Consider the following 19822-nt stretch of genomic DNA (forward strand, 5'->3'; position numbering starts at 1 on the left):
GGGCTCTTTTATTTAACAGGAAATTCTGATGGAGCTTCCTGCTAAATAAAAGGCACTATGTGCCCAAGATGTGTATTCGTGTGAAAACGCAGATTGTCGCAAGCAACTGCGCTCAGCACGGAAATGTGCCCGGCACATTCCATTTAAACGAAATGTAAACAGGAGGCAGGATTATGCTTAACAAAAAATCTGTAGATGATATCAATGTAAAAGGGAAAAAAGTCCTTGTAAGATGCGATTTTAACGTACCGCTGATCGATGGAAAGATCACAGACGAGAACCGTCTTGTTGCAGCACTTCCTACAATCAAGAAACTGATCGCTGACGGAGGAAAAGTAATCCTCTGCTCACATCTTGGTAAACCGAAGGGAGAACCGAAACCGGAGCTTTCTCTTGCACCGGTTGCAGTAAGACTTTCAGAACTTCTCGGACAGGAAGTAAAATTCGCAGCAGATCCTGAAGTAGTAGGACCAAATGCAAAAGCAGCAGTTGAAGCTATGAAAGATGGAGAGGTAATCCTTCTTGAAAATACACGTTACAGAGCAGAAGAAACAAAGAACGGAGATGAATTCTCTAAGGAACTCGCTTCTCTTTGTGATGTATTCGTAAACGATGCATTCGGAACAGCTCATCGTGCACACTGCTCTAACGTTGGTGTTACCAAATATGTTGATACAGCAGTTGTAGGATATCTTATGCAGAAAGAAATCGATTTCCTTGGAAATGCAGTAAACAATCCGGAAAGACCGTTCGTTGCAATCCTTGGTGGAGCTAAAGTTTCAAGCAAGATTTCTGTAATCGAAAACCTGATCGATAAAGTAGACACTCTGATCATTGGTGGAGGTATGTCTTATACATTCAGCAAAGCACAGGGCGGAACCGTTGGAAAATCTCTTCTTGAAGAAGATTACTGTGAATATGCACTGAACATGATTCAGAAAGCTAAAGACAAAGGCGTAAAACTCCTTCTTCCGGTAGACAACGTAATTGCAGATGATTTTTCAAATGATGCAAATATCAAAGTTGTTAAAGCTGGCGAAATTCCGGAAGGATGGGAAGGACTTGACATCGGACCAGAGACAATCAAGATCTATGCTGACGCTGTAAAAGATGCAAAGACAGTTGTATGGAACGGACCTATGGGTGCATTCGAGATGCCGAACTTTGCAAAAGGAACAGAAGAAGTCGCAAAAGCACTTGCTGAGACAGATGCAGTAACAATCATCGGTGGTGGTGATTCGGCAGCAGCAGTTAACCAGCTCGGATACGGCGACAAGATGACTCACATCTCTACGGGTGGCGGAGCTTCCCTTGAATTCCTTGAAGGTAAGGAACTGCCAGGTGTAGCAGCTGCTAACGATAAATAAGCAGCGTCTGTAATTAAGATAAAATAAGGGAGATTATTGCAATGGCAAGAAAGAAAATTATTGCAGGTAACTGGAAAATGAATATGACACCTTCAGAGGCAGTAGAGCTTGTGAATACACTCAAATCTCTGGTTGTGACAGAAGAGGCTGACGTGGTATTCTGCGTACCGGCAATCGATATCATTCCGGTTGTAGAAGCTGCAAAAGGAAGCAACATCCAGGTCGGAGCAGAGAATATGTACTTTGAAGAAAAAGGTGCATACACAGGAGAAATCTCTCCGAACATGCTTACAGATGCTGGTGTTAAATATGTTGTTCTCGGACACTCTGAAAGAAGAGAATACTTCGCAGAGACAAACGAGACTGTGAACAAAAAGATGCTGAAAGCATTTGAACATGGACTTACACCGATCATGTGCTGTGGAGAAACTCTTGAACAGCGTGAACAGGGTGTGACAATGGACTTCATCCGTCAGCAGGTTAAAGTTGGATTCCAGAATGTAACAGCAGATCAGGCTAAGACAGCAGTTATCGCTTATGAGCCAATCTGGGCAATCGGAACCGGTAAGACAGCTACAACAGAGCAGGCTCAGGAGGTTTGCAAAGCTATCCGTGAATGTATCGCTGAAGTTTATGATGAAGCTACAGCAGAAGCAATCCGTATTCAGTACGGCGGATCTGTAAATGCAGCTACAGCACCGGAATTATTCGCTCAGCCGGATATCGATGGTGGACTTGTAGGTGGTGCTTCTTTAAAACCAGATTTTGGTAAGATTGTAAACTGGAAATAGTCAATTATACCAAGGCGCAGGCAGAAATGCCTGCGTTTTTCAGCTGTCAAAGTTTTAACAAGTGCTTGCAAGCATATATAAAATCATGTACAATATTTAACTGAAAGAGAAATCAAACGCTTTAAGACAAAATGAAGGAGTGTAAGACGATGAGTAAAAAACCAACAGTTTTGATGATCTTAGACGGTTACGGTCTGAGAGATGAAAAGAAAGGCAACGGTATTGCAGAGGCAAACACACCGGTTATGGATAAATTAATGGCTGAATATCCGTTTGTAAAAGGAAATGCAAGCGGACTTGCTGTAGGACTTCCGGACGGTCAGATGGGTAACTCGGAAGTAGGTCATATGAATATGGGTGCAGGACGTATTATTTACCAGGAGCTCACCAAGATCACAAAAGCAATCGCTGATGGTGATTTCTTTGAAAATAAGGCACTTCTTGCAGCCTGTGAAAATGCGAAGAAGAACGGTACAGCTCTTCATCTGATGGGACTGGTATCTGATGGTGGTGTACACAGTCACATTACACATATTTATGGAATTTTGGAACTTGCAAAGAGACAGGGGCTGGACAAAGTATATGTTCACTGCTTCCTTGACGGACGTGATACACCTCCGGCATCTGGAAAAGAATATGTTGAACAGTTAGAAGCAAAGATGAAAGAAATCGGTGTAGGTGAAGTTGCAAGTGTTTCCGGACGTTACTATGCAATGGACCGTGACAACCGTTGGGACCGTGTAGAAAAAGCATACGCAGCACTTACACGCGGCGAAGGTGACACAGCAGCATCAGCAACAGAAGGAATCCAGGCTTCTTACGACAAAGAAGTAACTGACGAATTCGTAGTACCATTTGTAGTGACAAAAAACGGTACACCGGTTGCAACTGTAAAAGACGGAGATTCTGTGATCTTCTTTAATTTCCGCCCGGATCGAGCAAGAGAAATCACCAGAACATTCTGTGCGGATGATTTTGACGGATTTGACAGAGGAGAACGTATCAAGACAACTTATGTATGTTTTACAGAGTATGATGAGACAATTCCAAATAAAATGGTTGCATTTGTAAAAGAAGGCATCACGAATACATTTGGCGAATTCCTTGCAGCAAACAACATGACACAGGCAAGAATCGCTGAGACAGAAAAATATGCACATGTTACGTTTTTCTTCAACGGCGGAGTAGAAGAACCGAACAAGGGCGAGGACAGAATCCTTGTCAAATCTCCAAAGGTTGCAACTTACGACTTGAAGCCGGAAATGAGCGCATATGAAGTATGTGACAAGCTTGTAGATGCAATCAAGGCTGATAAGTACGATGTGATCGTAATCAACTTTGCTAACCCGGATATGGTTGGTCATACCGGTGTAGAAGCAGCAGTGATCAAAGCAATTGAAGCTGTTGATGAATGTGTAGGAAAAGCAGTTGATGCAGTGAAAGAAGTTGGTGGACAGATGTTTATCTGCGCTGACCACGGAAATGCAGAACAGCTGATCGATGAAGAGACAGGAGAACCATTTACCGCTCATACAACGAACCCGGTTCCGTTCATTCTTGTAAATGCAGATCCTGCATATAAGCTTCGTGAAGGCGGATGCCTTGCAGACATCGCTCCGACGCTGATCGAGCTGATGGGAATGCAGCAGCCAGCAGATATGACTGGAAAATCATTATTAGTAAAATAGTAAATATATTTGCCCGGAATCATGAAAATGGTTCCGGGTGTTTTGTGTATACGATGAGCCAAGTACAGAGTTGTGCTTGCACAAGAATCTGTACTTGACGAATGTACATCACCTGGCTGTTAAGCGAGATGGTGTACAAAGTATACGAATCGAGTAGGAGTCAGCCTACTCGATTGTCAGAAGAGCAAAACATACTGCAGGAGAAAAGAAAATATGCTGCATATAAATCTGATCTACTCTTTTTGAAAAGCATCGAAATGGAAAAATGCATGAAATGAAAAACAAAAATTCAAAAAAACACATTTAAATCAACAAAAATCACGATATGTCATATTTATATGCAAGAATTGGTTGACGAAAAATCATTTTTCCTATATACTTACTACTTGTAGTGAGTTTTGATGTTGTCAAAACAGCTGAAAGAAACTGCAGATGGCAGATTTCGGAAGTATAAAGTACGGCAGGAAACACACAATGATTAGTTGATGATTATGGGAGGTTTTCAAGATGACTGCATATAGAGATATGAGTAGAGAAGAACTGCTTGAATTAAAGAGCAGACTGGAAAAAGAATTTGAAGATGTTAAAGGAAAAGGTCTGAAACTGGATATGTCCAGAGGTAAACCGTCCAAAGCACAGCTTGATCTTTCTATGGGGATGATGGATGTACTTAAGAGCACATCAGATCTTGTCTGCGAAGAAGGAGTAGATTGCCGTAACTATGGAGTGATCGACGGAATCAAAGAAGCAAAACAGCTTCTTTCTGATATGATGGAAGTACCGAAGGACAATATTATCATCTTTGGTAACTCCAGCCTGAACGTAATGTATGATACTGTTGCAAGAGCGATGACACATGGTATCATGGGAAGCACCCCTTGGGCAAAGCTTGACAAGGTAAAATTCCTTTGCCCGGTACCTGGATATGACAGACATTTTGCAATCACCGAACATTTTGGAATTGAGATGATCAATATTCCAATGACGTCGGATGGACCGGATATGGATCTGGTAGAGCAGTATGTGGAGAATGATCCGGCTGTAAAAGGTATCTGGTGTGTACCGAAATATTCTAACCCACAGGGAATCACTTATTCTGATGAAACCGTACACCGTTTTGCGAAATTAAATCCAGCGGCAGAAGATTTCCGTATTTTCTGGGATAATGCATATGGAATCCATCATTTGTATGAGGATAAACAGGATTATCTGATCGAGATTTTGATGGAATGTAAAAAAGAAGGACATCCGAACATGGTTTACAAATTCGGTTCTACTTCCAAGATCAGCTTCCCGGGTTCTGGTATTGCAGCAATTGCAGCATCCGATGAAAACCTTGCGGAAATCCGCAAGATGATGTCCGTACAGACCATCGGTCATGATAAATTAAACCAGCTCAGACATGCGCGTTTCTTCGGTGATATCCATGGAATGGTTCAGCATATGAAGAAACATGCAGATATCTTAAGACCGAAATTTGACACCGTATTAAGTGTACTGAAAAGTGAGCTTGGCGGACTTGAGGTTGGTTCCTGGATGGCACCGCGAGGAGGATACTTCATTTCCTTCGATGCGTTGGATGGATGTGCAAAAGCAATCGTAGCAAAAGCAAAAGAAGCCGGACTGATCTTGACAAAAGCGGGAGCAACCTTCCCATACGGAAAGGATCCAAAAGACAGCAATATCCGAATTGCACCGTCCTTCCCGACACCAGAAGAACTGGAAGTTGCAGCACAGGTATTCGTACTCAGCGTAAAACTGGTAAGTATTGATAAAATTCTTGGCGAAAAAGTAGAAGTCGAAGAAGCTTAATATATGTGAAAAACAGTGGATTTTCCCGAAAAGGAGTCCGCTGTTTTTTTAAATAAAGGTTGTGTGGTCGATTTTACAAAAGAAAGTCCTGCAATTTCCTAAATCCTAGTTCTCACCATCCAAAAAACTTTTGCATATGTAAAAAAAGTTACCAATACACAGACCAGAGGAATCCAAAATATTCGCCACACATGCATTTGCACTATGGAGTCCAAGACTCAGGAATCGTGGAAGCCTTTGCTGAACACGATCCCCGCCCCAAGAGGCTTGAACGGAATGGTTAGTGCCACTCAATGCGTGGGGAATATTTTGGATTCCTCTGGTCGTCCCATTAGAACCTATTATTTTTACATATCCAAAAGTCTTACATCTTCTTCTGCGCAGTCGAAAGCATCAGTTTGATGCGGTTCAGCTGGTTTACTTCGCTTGCTCCCGGATCATAATCGATTGCAACGATGTTGGATTCCGGATGACGGCGGCGCAGTTCTTTAATAACACCTTTCCCGACTACGTGGTTTGGCAGACAGGCGAAAGGCTGTGTGCAGACAATGTTTGGTGCACCGCTGTGGATCAGCTCCAGCATTTCTCCGGTAAGGAACCATCCTTCACCGGTCTGGTTTCCAAGAGAAACAATTTCTTTTGCCATCGAAGCCAGGTGTTCAATATGTGATGGTGGATCAAAGCGTTTACTTGCTTTTAATGCATCAACGGCAGGCTTGCGGAACCATTCCAGAGCCTTGATTCCGAGATTACCCATGCGGGCGGTTGATTTCTTCATGCCGAGATGTTCTGCTTTAAAGTTTGTATTGTAGAAGCAGTAGAGCAGGAAGTCGGTCAGATCCGGAACCACGGCTTCGGCACCTTCCTGTTCAAGAAGATCTACCAGGTAGTTATTGGCAGCTGGAAGGAATTTAACAAGGATTTCTCCGACAACTCCGACACGTGGCTTTTTGACATCTTTTAATGGAAGAGAATCAAAATCTTCTACGATCTGGCGGCAGAGACGCTTAAACTCGTGTCTGCTTGGATAACCTTTCTTGATAAATTCGATAACTGTCTTTTCCCATTTCTTATGCATGGTATTGGCAGAGCCTGGAACAGCTTCATATGGGCGGACACGGTACAGGCAGCGCATGAAGAGATCACCAAATATCAGACCATACACACCTTTCAGTACAAGTGGAAGGGTGATCTTGAATCCAGGATTGCTTTCAAGCCCGCTTAAGTTGATTGAAATAACAGGGATATGTCCGTAACCGGCTTTTTTAAGAGCACGGCGGATAAATCCGATATAGTTGGAAGCACGGCATCCGCCACCGGTCTGCGAAATAATGACAGCCAGGTGGTCGGTGTCATATTTGCCGGAAAGGATAGCCTCCATGATCTGTCCAACTACCATCAGAGACGGATAGCAGGCATCATTGTTTACATATTTAAGGCCCATGTCAACTGCATGCTTGTTATCATTTTTCAGTACTTCCAGTTTGTAGCCTGCTTCCTGGAAGGCTGGCTCAATCAGTGAAAAGTGGATCGGTGACATCTGCGGACACAAAATGGTATAGGTTTCCTTCATTTCCTTTGTAAAAGGAATTTTTTCGATATTTGCCGGACGAATGGTGCGCTCCATATGCTTCTGCTCGCGGACGCGGATGGCGGCGAGAAGAGAACGGATACGGATACGTGCAGCACCCAGGTTATTAACCTCATCAATCTTAAGAGAGGTATAAATCTTGTCGGAACCGGTCAGAATATCTGCAACAGCATCGGTTGTTACGGCATCAAGACCGCATCCGAAAGAGTTCAGCTGGATCAGATCCAGATCATCTCTTGTCTTTACAAAATTGGCTGCTGCGTACAGTCGGGAATGATACATCCACTGATCCATAACAATCAGCGGACGTTCTACCGGATTCAGATGGGAGATAGAATCTTCCGTCAGAACGGCAAGTCCGTAGGAGGTGATCATCTCCGGGATACCGTGGTTGACCTCCGGATCGTAATGGTATGGACGACCGGCAAGTACAATGCCGCGGGTTCCTGTCTTTTCCATGTAAGCGAGTGTTTCTTCACCCTTTTTGCGGATGTCCTGACGGCATGCAGCAAGTTCTTCCCATGCAGCATGAGCGGCATTTTTGATTTCTTCTGCTGGAAGATTCTTTGCAGAAGTAAATTCACGGACCAGTCCGTCTGTGATTGTCTTTTCGCTTGTGAGGGCGAGGAATGGATTCATGAAATCTACTTCACCGTGTACGATTGGATCCATATTGTTCTTGATGTTCTCCGCGTATGAGGTGACGATTGGGCAATTATAATGATTGTCGGCATCGGCAAATTCACCACGTTCGTATGGTATACAAGGGTAGAAGATAAAGTCTGCACCCTGGTTGATCAGCCACTGTACATGTCCGTGCGCCAGCTTTGCCGGATAACACTCGGATTCGCTCGGAATAGATTCAATACCAAGTTCATAAATCTTATGTGTAGAAGCAGGAGAGAGTAACACATGATATCCCAGTTTTGTGAAGAAAGTAAACCAGAACGGATAGTTCTCATACATGTTGAGAACTCTTGGAATACCAACCGTTCCACGTTTTGCTTCGGATGGATCTAATGGCGTGTAACCAAAATAACGTTCATTTTTATAAGCGAAAAGGTTTGGCACATCACTCTTTGCTTTCTCTTTTCCAAGACCGCGCTCACAACGGTTTCCGGAAATAAAACGACGTCCGCCACTGAATTTGTTGATGGTCAGACGACAGTTGTTGGTACAGCCGTTACATTTTGCCATTGAGGTTGTATAGGTAAGTTCATTGATTTCATCAATGGAAAGCATGGTTGTATTTTTACATTCTTTGAAACCATAGCGTTCTCTTGCAATCAGTGCAGCCCCAAAAGCACCCATGATTCCTGCAATATCCGGACGGATTGCCTGACATCCGGCGATGGTCTCAAAGCTTCTGAGTACGGCATCATTGTAGAATGTACCACCCTGTACAACAATTTTTTTACCAAGCTCAGATGCATCGGATACCTTGATAACTTTGAAAAGAGCATTTTTGATAACCGAATAAGCAAGTCCGGCTGAAATATCGGATACTTCAGCACCTTCTTTTTGCGCCTGTTTTACCTTTGAGTTCATAAATACGGTACAACGGGTACCGAGGTCAATCGGATGTTTCGCAAAAAGTGCTTCATGTGCAAAATCCTCTACGGTGTAGTTCAGGGATTTGGCAAAAGTCTCGATAAAGGAACCGCATCCGGAAGAACATGCTTCGTTGAGCTGTACGCTGTCTACAGTCTGATTCTTGATCTTGATACACTTCATATCCTGACCACCGATATCGAGGATACAGTCTACATCCGGTTCGAAGAAAGAAGCGGCGTAATAGTGAGATACGGTTTCAACTTCGCCTTCATCCAGAAGAAGTGCGGCTTTAATGAGCGCTTCTCCGTAACCGGTTGAGCAGGAGTGAACGATCTGTACGCCTTCCGGAAGCTGGCTGTAAATATCCTTGATCGCACCGATGGTCGTACCAAGAGGATCACCGTCATTGCCATGGTAGAAGGAGTACAAAAGAGTACCGTCTTCTCCGACCAGAGCGGCTTTCGTGGTGGTAGAACCGGCATCGATTCCAAGGTAGGCATTACCGCGGTAGCTGGCAAGATCACCAACCGGCACCTGATGCTTTGCATGGCGGTTCTTAAATTCATTGTAATCTGCTTCGCTGGAAAAGAGCGGCTGCATACGCTCAACTTCAAAGTCCATTTCAATATGGGCATCCAGCTTTTTCTGCATCTCACCAAGAGAGGTGACTACATCCTTTTTAGAGTTCAGCGCAGAGCCGACGGCTGCAAAAAGATGGGAATACTTTGGTGCGATAATGTGTTCGTCATCCAGCTTGAGAGTACGGATAAACGCTTCTCTCAATTCAGAGAGGAAATGAAGCGGTCCACCGAGGAAAGCAACATGTCCGCGGATTGGTTTTCCGCAGGCAAGACCACTGATGGTCTGGTTGACGACTGCCTGGAAAATAGAAGCAGACAGGTCTTCTTTGGTAGCACCGTCATTGATCAGCGGCTGGATATCTGTCTTGGCAAATACGCCACAGCGGGCTGCAATCGTATAAAGTGCTTTGTAATTTTTGGCATATTCGTTCAGACCGGTTGCATCTGTCTGGAGAAGGGACGCCATCTGGTCGATGAAAGATCCGGTACCTCCGGCGCAGATTCCGTTCATACGCTGCTCAATATTTCCATTTTCAAAATAGATGATCTTGGCATCTTCGCCGCCCAGCTCGATCGCTACATCGGTCTGTGGTGCATAATCCTGAAGAGCGGTGGAAACGGCAACAACCTCCTGGACAAAAGGTACGCCAAGATGCTTTGCCAGAGTAAGACCACCTGATCCGGTAATCATTGGAGATACCTTGATCTGACCGAGCTTGTAGATAGCACGACCAAGCAGATCAGAAAGGGTTTCCTGAATATTGGCGAAGTGACGCTCGTAATCAGAAAACAGAACATCATTATTACTGTCCAGAACTGCGATTTTAACAGTTGTAGAACCGATGTCAATCCCCAGGGTATGTAATTCTGTCTGATTCATGATTTAACTACTCCTTATTACAATTAAAAAATTTGTCTGTGTTATTACCTATTAAATGTAGTTCGCAGAGAACTACAGTATCTTACATTATACGACAGAACCAACGAAAATACAAACAGAAGTTATGTATGGCATTGTAGAAAAAAGTGCCTGGAAGTGAACAAAAGATGTAAATTATGTGAAAAGAGAGTAAAGAGGTGGAATGGAATTGACAAAGTAAAAAGCAGACGATAAAATAACATACGTGGAAGGAGGTTTTGAATGAAGAACTGGTTAGATAAAATGGAGCGCAGGTTCGGGCGCTATGCAATTAGAAATCTTACGATGTATCTGCTTGCAGGTTATGCAATCGGATATCTTTTGAGTTTTACGATGCCACAGCTTCTTACCTATTTTACACTGGAACCGGCACTGATTTTGAAAGGGCAGGTGTGGCGACTTCTAAGCTGGGTGATCATCCCACCGAATGACAATATTATTTTTGTTATCTTTATGATGCTGTTATACTATTCCCTTGGTAATACGCTGGAAAGCTACTGGGGGGCATTTCGTTACAATGTTTACATTTTCTCAGGAATATTATTTACAGTTATTGGAGCTTTTATTGTGAATGGACTGATCGGAGGCATTACCGGATTTGGAAGCCTTTACAGTACTTACTATATCAATATGTCCATTTTCCTTGCATGTGCATCCATCATGCCGGATTATCAGCTTTTGCTTTACGGCATTATCCCAATCAAGATGAAGTGGCTTGCAGTTCTGGATGTGGTTCTGCTTGCGGTAGACGCAGTGCAGGGCGGTCTGATCATACGGATCGTGATCATCGCATCGCTTTTGAACTTTATTATTTTCTTTTTCTGCAACCGGAATCTGCGTGGACACAGTCCGAAACAGGCTGCCCGCAGAAAGAAATTCCAGAAGCAGATAAGCCGTCCGCAGAATCAGTATGCAGGCGGTGCAAAGCACAGATGTGCAGTGTGCGGTCGTACGGAACTTGACAATCCGACACTGGAGTTCCGTTATTGTTCAAAGTGTAACGGGAATTATGAATATTGTCAGGACCATCTTTTCACACACGAACATGTGAAGTAGAGTTCTAACATAGAATCAAATTGAATAATAAGAGGAGGAAACAATGAAAAAAACCAAGATTGTTTGTACAATGGGACCAAACACCAACGACAGAGAAATGATGAGAAAGCTGATCCAGAATGGAATGAATGTGGCACGTTTCAATTTCTCACATGGTGATCATGAAGAACAGAAGTTCAGAATGGATATGCTCAAAGAGCTTCGTGAAGAGGAACATACAAACACTGCAATCCTTCTGGATACAAAGGGACCGGAAATTCGTACAGGAATCCTGAAAGATGGAAAGAAGATTACTTTAAAAGAAGGAGAAACCTTCACTCTGACAACAGAAGATATCGTAGGAGATAATAAGAGAGTATCTATCACATATAAGGGACTGGTACAGGATATTTATAAAGGCTGTACCATTCTGATCGACGATGGCCTGATCGGACTTCGTGTAGAGAGCAAGACAGAGACAGAGATTGTCTGTTCTGTAGTAAATGGTGGAGAACTTGGCGAAAGAAAAGGTGTTAACGTACCGAACGTAGCCATTCGTCTTCCGGCTATTACAGAAAAAGATAAGGATGATATCCGTTTCGGTGTAGAGCAGGATATTGACTTTATCGCAGCATCATTTGTAAGAAATGCAGAGTGTGTACTTGAGATCAAGGCATACTTAAAAGAACTCGGCGCTCCGTATATTCCAATCATTGCAAAGGTAGAGAACGCAGAAGGTATTGAGAATATTGATGAGATTATCCGTGCGGCTGATGGTATCATGGTGGCACGTGGAGATCTTGGTGTAGAGATCCCGGCAGAGGAAGTGCCACATCTCCAGAAAATGATCATCCAGAAATGTAATGACAACTTTAAGACTGTTATTACTGCAACACAGATGCTGGATTCTATGATGCGTAATCCGCGTCCGACAAGAGCAGAAGTGACGGATGTTGCCAATGCGGTATACGACGGAACAGATGCAGTTATGCTTTCCGGAGAGACAGCACAGGGGAAATACCCTCTGGAAGCACTCCAGATGATGGTTCAAATTGTAGAGACGACAGAGGAACATCTGGACTATGATTCCATTCTTGTTAAAGCCGGAGATCATCTGAAGTCAGGTGTGTCCAGTGCAATCGGATATGCTTCTGTACTTGCGGCAGCGAACCTGAATGCAAGATGCATCATCACTCCATCTGTATCCGGTGCAACAACAAGGGTTGTATCCAACCTTCGTCCGAGACAGGAAATCCTTGGAATTACACCGAACGAACGTACCCTTCGCCGGATGTCGATCTACTGGGGCGTAAGAGGATTGAAGTCTCTGGAATTCCATACAACAGATGATATCTGCAGTGGGGCAATTGATCTTGCACAGGCAAAGAAATGCGTGGACAGTGGAGATATTGTTGTCCTGACAGCTGGTATTCCTTCACCGAGCGTACAGCGTGAAAAGGGTTCTGTAAGTAATATGATGCGTATTGCAACCATCGACTAGACGAAAGAGAGATGAACAGAATGAAAAAAGAACCATTCGTAACAAAGACACAGTTAGATGAAATCGTAAAAGAATATCCGACTCCGTTTCATCTTTATGATGAAAAAGGGATTCGTGAAAATGTAAAAGCACTCAAAGAAGCCTTTGCATGGAACAAAGGATATAAAGAATATTTTGCAGTAAAGGCAACTCCAAACCCATATATCCTCAATATTTTAAAAGAATATGGATGCGGATGTGACTGCTCTTCCTATACAGAGCTTTTAATGTCTGAGTCTGTCGGACAGGTTGGAGAAAATATTATGTTTTCTTCCAATGATACACCGGCAGAGGAATTTGCACTTGCTGATAAGCTCGGCGCGATCATCAACCTGGACGATATCACACACATTGATTTTCTGGAAAAGACGATCGGAAAGATTCCGGAGACAATCAGCTGCCGTTATAATCCGGGTGGACTTTTCAAAATTTCCAACAGCATTATGGATAATCCGGGAGATGCCAAATACGGTATGACAACTGAACAGATTTTTGAGGCATTCAAGATCCTGAAGTCCAAAGGCGCAAAAGAGTTCGGTATCCATGCATTCCTTGCAAGTAATACTGTAACTAATGAATATTATCCGACACTTGCACGTACTTTGTTTGAAGTAGCAGTTAAGCTTCAGAAAGAGACCGGTGTACATATCAAGTTCATCAACCTTTCCGGTGGTGTGGGAATTCCTTACAAACCGGATCAGGAACCGAACGATATCAAGGTGATCGGTGAAGGTGTAAGAAAAGTGTACGAAGAGGTTCTTGTTCCGGCTGGAATGGGCGATGTGGCGATTTACACAGAGCTTGGCCGTTTTATGCTTGGACCTTATGGATGCCTTGTGACAAAAGCAATCCATGAAAAGCATACGCACAAAGAGTACATCGGTGTAGATGCATGTGCCGCAAACCTGATGCGTCCGGCTATGTATGGTGCCTACCATCACATCACTGTCATGGGAAAAGAAAATGAACCATGCGATCATACTTACGATGTGACTGGTTCTCTGTGCGAGAATAATGATAAATTTGCAATCGACCGTCAGCTTCCGAAGATTGACATGGGAGATCTGCTTGTGATCCATGATACCGGAGCACATGGATTCTCTATGGGATATAATTACAATGGACGTCTTCGTTCCGCAGAAGTTCTTCTGAAAGAGGACGGAGGTACACAGCTGATCCGCAGAGCAGAGACGCCGATGGATTACTTTGCAACTTTCGACTGCTTCCCGGTTTATGAGGAACTTAAGAAGAATACGGAAGAAGCGGATAAGCTTGGAAAATAATTTCAAATAGTTTATTTTGAAAAAATACTTGCGAACCGAAGATAAGTATGATATGATTATTTTCGGTTCGTGATTAAAAAACATGAATTTTATGCCGGCATGTCGGAATGGCAGACGAGGCAGACTCAAAATCTGTTGCGGGTGACCGCGTGCGGGTTCAAGTCCCGCTGCCGGCATTTCTCATTTTGTTCTGGAATCCTTATTTTATAAGGGTTTCGGAACTTTTTTTTGTTTTATAATTCTGATTACCTTTGATTACTATTTTGTTATCCTTGTGCTATCAACTGTTTATTTGCTTTAGATACCATCTGCATTTTGTAATCAATACTAGACATATCATAAGTATAGTATTGTTCATTTACTCGCTCTGTGTTTCCAATCATTGCACAACACGCTTCTCTAGGGACACCAGACGCTATCAATTCAGAATTTAATGTTCTTCTTGCAGTATGGATACTTTTAGTATTTGTGAACTCTTTTCTAGCTGTTCTATGTTTTACATAGTCAGAAATAACTCTTGCATGGATTCTTCCGTTTTCATTTGAAAAAACATATTCTGTTAGATATCCAAACTTTGTTTCAACTGCTTTAATTCGTTTTAACAAATTATGTATTTCCTCTGTTAATGGAAATATTCTTATTTTTCCATTCTTAGGTGTTGAGATAGAATACTCATTTGTTAAACGGTTACGCTTTTCGCTATGTCTGATATTGATTACTCTATGTTTGTAATCTATATCTTCCCACATTAAACCAGACAATTCACCAACTCTCATTCCCGTAAGTAATGCCAATTCAACCGCATACGGAACGATATAGTTCGGTGTTGTTTCATATTTCTGTTGCAAGTCTGCTAAAAGAGTTTTTTTCTCGTCCTGTGAGAATGTTCTTTCCTCTGTACCTTTTAACATCTGTTGTTTGCATTTTTTTTGAAATAGCGGTAAATCCACCCTGTCACAAGGATTACTCTTTATCAATCCATCTTTTATAGCTTTATCGAATATTCCTTTCATATATCCAAACATACCTTTTAATGCTCTGTATGGAATCTCTTTTTCAGTTAAAAGATGATTGATAAACGTATTTAAATAATCTGCATCTATAGTGGTAATATCTTTGTTTTCAATTTCACTATCTTTAAAAAATCTATTGTAGTCTGTTTTATATTTGTAAACTGTATTATCGGAAACACCTTTGTTCTTTTGGCGTTCAATCCAGACCTTATATCTTTCTTTAAATGATGTCGTTGAATTGTTTTTCCAATAGTCAATGATAACTGCTTCTAAATCTTCCAATTTCTTCTTTTTTATTTGTTTACGTTTTCCATTCAGTAATGGAAGATATGTTCTATAGTAGCCATCATTCCCACAAGAAATAGCATATGGATGCATCTTTAAATACTCTTTGTTCTTCATATCATTTGTTCTGCCTATTGCATCTACAAATTTTATTATAACATATTTCTCGCTTTCATCTAAATTATTTAAGTTTAATAAGTCCCTTTCCGTAAAATCTCTCATTTATATGCTCCATTTTTATTTCAAAAATACAATTCATCTTAGTTACCTCCTAACTTTCTGTATCAACAATTTTTTTGCTTTTTACTAAAAACAGGGAACAAAAACGCATAAGTTTTATTATTTCTCATACCTTTTGTTCCCTGTACTTTTGCTTTAAATCAATATTATTTTTGTTTTGTGTTCTCTTCCTCAGAGATAATAGCTATATACTTCTTTAAAGTATTTCTGCTTATGTTATATTTCCTCATTAAATCAATTTGTTTTATGCTTCTGTCTTTCAAAAACTGTTGTATATCTGCTTTTAGTTCATCTGACATCTTATCCAGTGAGCCTGTCTTACGTCCAGATTTCTTGTTGCTGGCTTGTATACCATCTTTAATACGCTTCACTATTATCTTGCGTTCCTGTTCAACTCTATCAAGTTCTACCATGAGTAATAGCTTAACTGTATTCTCCAATGTAATTCTTGCAATTAAATTTTGTTCTTTGGCGATATCTAACATCTTTTTGATATATGGTGTACTGACAGTAGGGTTATCGATGAAAATAAGCTCAACCCCGTTGGTGTACAGCTCCATATACTTTTGATATCCATTTTCTGTTTCTCTTGTGAATCTGGAAATATCCTTGAATACAATCGTATCACCTGTATGGACTAACTGTTCTAATTTTTTCCATTGTTCTCTGTTATCAAAAGACTTACCAGAGACATCTTCTTTTAATACAGCGACATATTCAAAACCGTGATTGTCTGCATAATAATCTAAAGCAACCGACTGTCTTATGTAGCTTTGTTTCTGGCGTTCTTCTTTTGTGCTAATCCTCATATAACCGAAATAGTTATGTTTCATAGCTTTGTTTCCCTCACTTGTATGTGTCATTTAATCTATTGTTTGCTTACAAGTTTATTATAGTGTCAATTAACCTATTTGTCAATATATTTTGACATATTTGTTTAAAACCTATTTTAGTTTAGATATTATGACATATTCCTATGTTCCTTTACTTCTTCCATAAGCATATATATAACTGCATCTTCTGGTAAGTGATTTAAGGCACTTTCCAAACCTTCATGTAATAATTCATAGCTTTTCTTATGAGATTCCTTATATGCATCATACAGGAGCTTATAAATTGCAAGGGTATCTTTTTCATGTTCGGTCATTATTTCCACCTCCTATTTAATTTAACTCGTCCATATAGTTGAGAAAGTGTTGATAATTGATATAATACTTAGCATTTATTTTTAAGTACGGGATTTTATTCTGTTCTATTATCAGATGCCTTAAAAACTTATACGGTAAACGTGTCTTGTTTGCTAGTTCATTCAGTGATAGAAGAGGGGGACAATCTGGAAGTCCCATAACAAAATCTTTTCTCTTTTGTAAACTCTGTTTTCTACGTGTGTTTGCAATGTCCTGTGCTGTTTTTTGTATTGCATTGGCTGTTGTTTTGTTCATCAGTTTTCACCATCCTTTTCTAACGCCGTTAATTTGTTTGACATCTGCATTTGAATATTACGCAACCCAAACCCGTTTAAATATGTTTTGGCAAGTTGTGAATTTTTTTCCTGTAGTACTGGTTGCATAGCCTGTTCATGAGCTACTTCATCTGGATTTCTGCCGTTTGCAACAATCACTTCTTTCTGATGTGCTGTAAAAAGTTTCTGGTATTGTGGAAGGGCGTATAACTTCTGTAACGCAATTGACTCCTGTCTTGATGGGTTCTTACACCAGTTTCCAACCCTACGTCTATCACTGTTTTCATTTATACCGTTATGTAATTGTGCCATCATTGAATATAAAATATTATTGCTTTCATATTCTAATTTCTGTAATTGGTCTGTAGATTCTTCAACTCGGACTGCTTTAATGTCAGCAATTTCCTTTTGTATTTTCTTCATGTTTTCGTCATTTTGTTGTAATAAAGAAGCTATCTTCTCAGATAACATTTTATTCAATCTGTAAATATCCAATTGGCTGTCCGTTTCATCTGCATAAGAATTGATAAGTTCCTGTGCTTTCTTATAATCTGTTCTATTTTTGATTTCACTAATAACACAAGAACAGTTATTATACATTCTGGATAACCTACAGTTTTTATCTTCGAGACTTTCCCGTTCCTTTTTCGCTTTCGGATTCCTCTCATAATACATTCGCTCGGCATTACTTGTATACATAATTGTCATGTTAATTTTCCTCCTTTTTATATACCTCTCTAAGCTCGTATTTGCCTGTTTAAGGGACTTTTTCTATGGGGTATATAAATTATCGCCCCAACTTTCATCATCCTCTAAATCGGCTTCGGTTTCTTTGATTTCTTTTTCAATCTGTTCTGTATTTATAGAATGTTTTTGTTCTACTATATTCAAATTTATAGACAGTTCCTTTTGTTCATTTTCTCTGTTTTGTTCTATTGATTTATATTCTTTACCGACTGTCTTATCCAATAAATAACAGTTTGCTTTTAATTTTGTATTTACGTCATATGCTGACTCTGCAATATGAATAACATTTTCTAAAGCTTGTAGGCTGTAGCCTTGCAGTCTGCTATCAAATACTTTTTTTCTTTCTTTCGTTCCTCTACAGAGGTTTGGTCTACCACGCTGTTTTTGTTTCATTGTTTTTGTCACCTACCTTTACATGTATATGTCTTTTCTTTAGAGGGACTGAAAAATTGAAAAACATACGAATTTTCAACGTTTCTCGGTTGTTACCTATGTACCAAAACGGACACGACTATCCATTTTTACTCGTATATTATCTGTCTACTGATTGAAACAAACTCATCAATCACACCCATGTTTATTTGTATTTCACCAGATTTTTGAACCCTCGCCCATGCTTTCTGCGCACTATTTAGTTTTGGATAATACATTTTACACGCACGTTTAAAAAGCTCATAATCAATCTCTATCAGATTTTTATTGATAAGGGCAACAGATAGTGGTTGTCCCTCATGTGCGACTAAATCATTGTAAATGACTTCAATCATCTCTTTGTATATTGGTACACTGTACCCATCATTTAAACTGTAGCGATCGTTGTTGTTCCAATACCTTGCTATGAGTAAATCTTTATAGTCTTTTCTATACCATTCCAAAAGAGAATGTATTGAAGTTGGAGTTAAAAACTCTGCAAGTGTTTTTCCAGTCTTAGCAACTTTTAAACCACGTGAAGAGTAGATAAATTCTATTCTCAATAAACCTCTGTCTGTTATATTTTGTTCCTTACTTTTGTTATACAATTTAAGCTTCACTCTTGAATTTGAAAGCTGTGCTGTTTTTATGCTTTCTATCCTTTGTCCAGAACATAGACATTTCACAGCTTCGTAGCGTTTCCCTGTTTGTTCTCCTGTTGCACATATGAAAAGCTTCTCACCTTTTGTCAAAAGGATTTTAGCAAGCAATTTTAGCATAGGTTCTGTCTTTGTTACGTCAGACAGCTCTGCTGTGGCGTTGACTTCACATGTGCGTACAACTGTTTCATATATTTCATTACCGAATATGGTTTTCAATTGTTTCTGTATATATTTCAATACACTTTCCATATGTTTAAAATCTGTTGTGGTAAAAGGTGTTATATTATCGTTTCTTAATACTTTCGGCAAACATAAATGTAATAAATAGCCATCTTTTACCGCTTTAAGAGTTCCAATCTCTTCACCATTTTTGTTTTTAAATGCATAGTAATTTTCTTCTAAAATGCTCGTTGTATTAACTTTTATATCAATACCGTCAATTCCTACATAGACTCTATTTTTCTTCTTTCTACCCATGTTTTTCTGTTCTACCTCCTTTTTCTTGTTTGCATAAAAAAAAAGAGCCATACTTAAAATACAGAGTTGGTAAGGCACTGTAGAAAGTATTAGCTCTTTTTAGAAAGATTTCATACGGAGAAACATCTTCTTTTGGCGTTTTTCGAGTTGGACTTTTTTGTTTGCTCTCTTTGCAAACACCAAAAATACAGAACAGCACTACCATGGATTCTGTTATTTTATTTATTTTGTTTTACGCAACCTTTTGTTTGGGAAATTGTGATACTGAATAGTATCCAAGATGTTTACTTTACTATCTAAAGAAAGATAGTATATTTTGAATATAAATGTATTATATCAGATAACAAAAAAATTGTCAATAGTT

15 protein-coding genes and 1 tRNA gene are annotated in these 19822 nt (G+C 40.3%); 8 read left to right on the forward strand and 8 right to left on the reverse strand.

Features of this window, described 5'->3' with window-relative positions:
- The first annotated feature begins 173 nt into the window (after window positions 1–173).
- From PGR14_RS13730 to PGR14_RS13745, 4 genes are all read left to right on the forward strand, one after another.
- Complete coding sequence (locus PGR14_RS13730; RefSeq protein ID WP_022220114.1) at window positions 174–1367, forward strand: phosphoglycerate kinase; 1194 nt, start codon at window positions 174–176, stop codon at window positions 1365–1367.
- A 41-nt stretch (window positions 1368–1408) separates the two neighbouring features.
- Window positions 1409–2158, forward strand: coding sequence for a triose-phosphate isomerase (gene tpiA / locus PGR14_RS13735; RefSeq protein WP_008372272.1), 750 nt, complete (start codon window positions 1409–1411; stop codon window positions 2156–2158).
- A 149-nt stretch (window positions 2159–2307) separates the two neighbouring features.
- Entirely contained in the window at window positions 2308–3846 is a 1539-nt protein-coding gene (gene gpmI / locus PGR14_RS13740; protein WP_055296683.1) for a 2,3-bisphosphoglycerate-independent phosphoglycerate mutase, read from the forward strand.
- A 507-nt stretch (window positions 3847–4353) separates the two neighbouring features.
- Entirely contained in the window at window positions 4354–5658 is a 1305-nt protein-coding gene (locus PGR14_RS13745; protein WP_055296681.1) for an aminotransferase, read from the forward strand.
- Window positions 5659–6022: 364 nt separating this feature from the next.
- Here the strand turns inward: PGR14_RS13745 and PGR14_RS13750 are convergent, their stop codons facing one another.
- Window positions 6023–10264 (reverse strand): 2-hydroxyacyl-CoA dehydratase, encoded by a 4242-nt coding sequence (locus PGR14_RS13750; RefSeq protein WP_055156612.1) that lies wholly within the window; start codon window positions 10262–10264, stop codon window positions 6023–6025.
- 261 nt (window positions 10265–10525) lie between these two features.
- On the opposite strand from PGR14_RS13750, the gene PGR14_RS13755 reads away from it, so the two are divergent.
- From PGR14_RS13755 to PGR14_RS13770, 4 genes are all read left to right on the forward strand, one after another.
- Window positions 10526–11359 carry a hypothetical protein gene (locus PGR14_RS13755; protein WP_172676475.1) on the forward strand — a complete coding sequence of 278 codons (834 nt, stop codon included), beginning with the start codon at window positions 10526–10528 and terminating at the stop codon, window positions 11357–11359.
- Window positions 11360–11402: 43 nt separating this feature from the next.
- The gene (gene pyk, locus PGR14_RS13760) at window positions 11403–12839 is read left to right on the forward strand and encodes a pyruvate kinase (protein ID WP_055156614.1); all 1437 of its coding nucleotides are present in this window, start codon (window positions 11403–11405) and stop codon (window positions 12837–12839) included.
- A gap of 20 nt (window positions 12840–12859) precedes the next feature.
- On the forward strand, window positions 12860–14161 hold the full coding sequence (locus PGR14_RS13765; RefSeq protein WP_022220112.1) for a diaminopimelate decarboxylase: 1302 nt from the start codon (window positions 12860–12862) through the stop codon (window positions 14159–14161).
- A gap of 93 nt (window positions 14162–14254) precedes the next feature.
- Window positions 14255–14337 (forward strand) — tRNA-Leu (locus tag PGR14_RS13770).
- A gap of 90 nt (window positions 14338–14427) precedes the next feature.
- On the opposite strand, the gene PGR14_RS13775 is transcribed toward PGR14_RS13770, so the two are convergent.
- From PGR14_RS13775 to PGR14_RS13805, 7 genes are all read right to left on the reverse strand, one after another.
- Complete coding sequence (locus PGR14_RS13775) at window positions 14428–15681, reverse strand: tyrosine-type recombinase/integrase (protein WP_270223587.1); 1254 nt, start codon at window positions 15679–15681, stop codon at window positions 14428–14430.
- A gap of 164 nt (window positions 15682–15845) precedes the next feature.
- On the reverse strand, window positions 15846–16532 hold the full coding sequence (locus tag PGR14_RS13780; protein WP_270223588.1) for a recombinase family protein: 687 nt from the start codon (window positions 16530–16532) through the stop codon (window positions 15846–15848).
- Window positions 16533–16660: 128 nt separating this feature from the next.
- Complete coding sequence (locus PGR14_RS13785) at window positions 16661–16846, reverse strand: hypothetical protein (protein WP_270223589.1); 186 nt, start codon at window positions 16844–16846, stop codon at window positions 16661–16663.
- 16 nt (window positions 16847–16862) lie between these two features.
- A complete protein-coding gene (locus PGR14_RS13790) occupies window positions 16863–17141 on the reverse strand; it encodes a hypothetical protein (RefSeq protein WP_270223591.1) in 279 nt (92 codons plus the stop codon).
- Window positions 17141–17869 carry a hypothetical protein gene (locus tag PGR14_RS13795; RefSeq protein WP_270223593.1) on the reverse strand — a complete coding sequence of 243 codons (729 nt, stop codon included), beginning with the start codon at window positions 17867–17869 and terminating at the stop codon, window positions 17141–17143. The genes PGR14_RS13790 and PGR14_RS13795 overlap by 1 nt, the downstream gene beginning before the upstream one ends.
- 63 nt (window positions 17870–17932) lie before the next feature.
- Complete coding sequence (locus PGR14_RS13800) at window positions 17933–18301, reverse strand: hypothetical protein (RefSeq protein WP_270223595.1); 369 nt, start codon at window positions 18299–18301, stop codon at window positions 17933–17935.
- Between the two features lie 128 nt (window positions 18302–18429).
- Window positions 18430–19458: a hypothetical protein gene (locus PGR14_RS13805; protein ID WP_270223597.1), complete on the reverse strand. Its 1029-nt coding sequence runs from the start codon at window positions 19456–19458 to the stop codon at window positions 18430–18432.
- Window positions 19459–19822: the final 364 nt, after the last annotated feature.

The organism is Coprococcus sp. AF99-45 (assembly GCF_027663865.1).
Taxonomy (GTDB): Bacteria; Bacillota; Clostridia; order Lachnospirales; family Lachnospiraceae; genus Allocoprococcus; species Allocoprococcus comes.

Coding starts and splice junctions, on each gene's coding strand:
- PGR14_RS13730 (WP_022220114.1), top strand. CDS start 174: ATGCTTAACAAAAAATCTGTAGATGATATCAATGTAAAAGGGAAAAAA.
- tpiA (WP_008372272.1), top strand. CDS start 1,409: ATGGCAAGAAAGAAAATTATTGCAGGTAACTGGAAAATGAATATGACA.
- gpmI (WP_055296683.1), top strand. CDS start 2,308: ATGAGTAAAAAACCAACAGTTTTGATGATCTTAGACGGTTACGGTCTG.
- PGR14_RS13745 (WP_055296681.1), top strand. CDS start 4,354: ATGACTGCATATAGAGATATGAGTAGAGAAGAACTGCTTGAATTAAAG.
- PGR14_RS13750 (WP_055156612.1), bottom strand. CDS start 10,264: ATGAATCAGACAGAATTACATACCCTGGGGATTGACATCGGTTCTACA.
- PGR14_RS13755 (WP_172676475.1), top strand. CDS start 10,526: ATGAAGAACTGGTTAGATAAAATGGAGCGCAGGTTCGGGCGCTATGCA.
- pyk (WP_055156614.1), top strand. CDS start 11,403: ATGAAAAAAACCAAGATTGTTTGTACAATGGGACCAAACACCAACGAC.
- PGR14_RS13765 (WP_022220112.1), top strand. CDS start 12,860: ATGAAAAAAGAACCATTCGTAACAAAGACACAGTTAGATGAAATCGTA.
- PGR14_RS13775 (WP_270223587.1), bottom strand. CDS start 15,681: ATGAGAGATTTTACGGAAAGGGACTTATTAAACTTAAATAATTTAGAT.
- PGR14_RS13780 (WP_270223588.1), bottom strand. CDS start 16,532: ATGAAACATAACTATTTCGGTTATATGAGGATTAGCACAAAAGAAGAA.
- PGR14_RS13785 (WP_270223589.1), bottom strand. CDS start 16,846: ATGACCGAACATGAAAAAGATACCCTTGCAATTTATAAGCTCCTGTAT.
- PGR14_RS13790 (WP_270223591.1), bottom strand. CDS start 17,141: ATGAACAAAACAACAGCCAATGCAATACAAAAAACAGCACAGGACATT.
- PGR14_RS13795 (WP_270223593.1), bottom strand. CDS start 17,869: ATGACAATTATGTATACAAGTAATGCCGAGCGAATGTATTATGAGAGG.
- PGR14_RS13800 (WP_270223595.1), bottom strand. CDS start 18,301: ATGAAACAAAAACAGCGTGGTAGACCAAACCTCTGTAGAGGAACGAAA.
- PGR14_RS13805 (WP_270223597.1), bottom strand. CDS start 19,458: ATGGGTAGAAAGAAGAAAAATAGAGTCTATGTAGGAATTGACGGTATT.